Origin of the sequence: Kitasatospora sp. NPDC059571 (assembly GCF_042735675.1) — a bacterium.
GTDB lineage: Bacteria > Actinomycetota > Actinomycetes > Streptomycetales > Streptomycetaceae > Kitasatospora.
This window is the reverse complement of the sequence record NZ_JBHWBW010000500.1, coordinates 1-2,241: the sequence shown is the minus strand read 5'-3', so window position 1 is coordinate 2,241 and position 2,241 is coordinate 1. Positions and strand designations below refer to the sequence as shown.

Genomic DNA, 2,241 nt, shown 5'->3' with positions numbered 1-2,241 from the left:
ACCACCTCTCTGTTCTTTTCCCCGGGCCCCCCGCGGCGGCGGGGGCGCCGTGGGTTGGGGGGTCTCCCCCCGCCGGGGGGGCCCCGGGGGGGGGGGCCCGCCCCCCGCGGGGCCCCCGCCTCCAGCGGCGGGAGCACGGCGAGCAGGGACAGCGCGACCCCGAACAGCGGGTACTCGTGCTGCGGTTCGGCGACCAGTTCGCGCATCCAGTCGTGGAGCTCGGACCGGCCGTCGTCGGTGAGCGCGTAGACGGTGCGCTCGGGCCGCTGGGTGTCCCGCACGGTCTCCTGCGCGGCGACGAACCCGGCCTTCCGCAGCTGCTCCACGACCATGTAGAGCGAGCTGCGGGTGTACCGGATGTCGCGGTCCTTGCCGTGCTCCTTGAGCCGCCGCCCCATCTCGTACGGGTGCATCGGCTCGGCCACGAGTTCGGCCAGGACCGCCAGAGCGAGGGGGTTGGCCACCTTGCGCCGCTTCGCCACCGGGATTCCTTCTCTCTTAGTCAGGATCGACTATCCGACTCCGAATAGTCGATGTCAACCATATGCCGGGACCGGGCCGGAAGTCTGTCCGACCGGATAAAATCCTCCCTACCGCATGGTCCGAGCGGACGAAGGAGACCCTCCGATGACGGCCCCCGGGCTCCCGCTGCGACAGCTGCTGATGTCCCTGGGCGAACCGCTCGTCGTGCTGCAGACCGCGCCGGCCGGCCTCGACGTCCCCGTCCGGGACGTGGCGATCCTCGATCCGGAGGACCCGCCCGCCGCCGGCGCCGGCGAACTGGTGCTGGCGATCGGCGCCCGCGGCCGGGCGGCCCTGCCCGCGCTGCGCGCGGCCGGGCGGGCGGGCGCGGCGGCGGTCGCGGTCAAGCTGGACAGTCCCGGGCAGGCCGACGCACTGCGCGAGGCCGCGGCCGAGGCCGGGGTGGCGCTGCTGTCCGTCCGGCGGGAGACCCGCTGGGAACACCTGGACGCGCTCGCCCGCGCGCTGATCTCCGGGCCGGACACCCCCGAGGGGCCCGAGCAGGGCGTCGGCGACCTGTTCTCGCTGGCGCAGACGGTCGCCGCGCTCACCCACGGCATCGTCTCGATCGAGGACACCTCCAGCCGGGTGCTCGCCTACTCGCGCTCCTCGGACTCCGACGAGGTCGACGACCTGCGGCGGCTGTCCATCCTCGGCTGGCAGGGCCCCGAGCCGTACCTGTCCAAGCTCCGCGAGTGGGGCGTCTTCCAGCACCTGCGCAGCTCGGACGGGGTGATCGAGATCGCCGAGCACCCGGAGATCGGGATCCGCCGCCGGCTGGCGATCGGGATCCGGGCCGGCGCCCAGCTGCTCGGCACCATCTGGGTGCAGGAGGGCGCGCAGCCGCTGGCCGACCGGTCCGAGCAGGCCCTGGTCGGCGCCGCCCGGGTGGCCGCCGGGCAGCTGGTGCGGCGGCGGCGCGAGCTGTCGGCGGACGTCCGGCTCACCCAGACCCTGCTCACCGGCCTGCTGGAGGGCTCCACCGGCCCGCAGTCGCTCGCCACCCACCTCGGGCTCGCCCCGCGCCGGCCCGCCCTGGTGCTGGCGTACGCGGCCGACGCCCCCTCGGAGGGCTCCGACCTGGAGCTGACCCGGGCCGAGGTGACCGGCCTGATCTCGGTGCACACCGCGGCCCGGCACCGCGGCGCGCTGCTCGCGCCGATCGAGTCGCGGGTGTACGTGCTGCTGCCCGAACTCCCGCCGGAGCTGCCGGTGGCGACGCTGCGCGGCTGGGCGCAGGAGGTGGTCGCGGCGGCCCGCGAGCACCTCGGGGTGCGGCTGCGGGCGGCCATCGGGCCGGTGGTCGACTCGCTGGCGCGGGTGCCCGAGTCCCGGGCGCAGGCGGACCGGATCCTGGACGCCATGGGCCGCGGCGGGGTCGCGCCGGAGGTCGCGGCACTGCGCGACGTCCAGGCGGAGGTCCTGGTCAGCGAGGTGCTCGCGCTGCTCCAGGAGCACGGCGAGCTGCGCGACCCGCGGCTGACCGAGCTGGCCGAGTACGACCGGCGGCACGGCACCCGGCTGGCCGAGTCGGTGCTGGCCTGGCTGGACGCGCTCGGCGAGGTCCGGGTGGCCGCCGACGCCCTGCACATCCACCCCAACACCCTGCGCTACCGGGTGCGCCGGGCTGAGCAGCTGACCGGGATGGACCTGGCCCAGCCTCAGCAGCGGCTGCTGGCGATGCTCCAACTGCGGCTGCCCGCCGACGACGCCTGATAC

Annotated in this window: 2 protein-coding genes; one reads left to right on the top strand and one right to left on the bottom strand. The window is 75.5% G+C overall.

Features of this window, described 5'->3' with window-relative positions:
* On the bottom strand, window positions 1-482 hold a 482-nt coding region (locus tag ACFV0G_RS33940; RefSeq protein ID WP_380556301.1), incomplete at its 3' end, for a PadR family transcriptional regulator.
* Window positions 483-627: 145 nt separating this feature from the next.
* Between ACFV0G_RS33940 and ACFV0G_RS33935 the strand changes: the two genes are divergently transcribed.
* On the top strand, window positions 628-2,238 hold the full coding sequence (locus tag ACFV0G_RS33935; protein ID WP_380556299.1) for a PucR family transcriptional regulator: 1,611 nt from the start codon (window positions 628-630) through the stop codon (window positions 2,236-2,238).
* The last annotated feature ends 3 nt before the right edge of the window (window positions 2,239-2,241 follow it).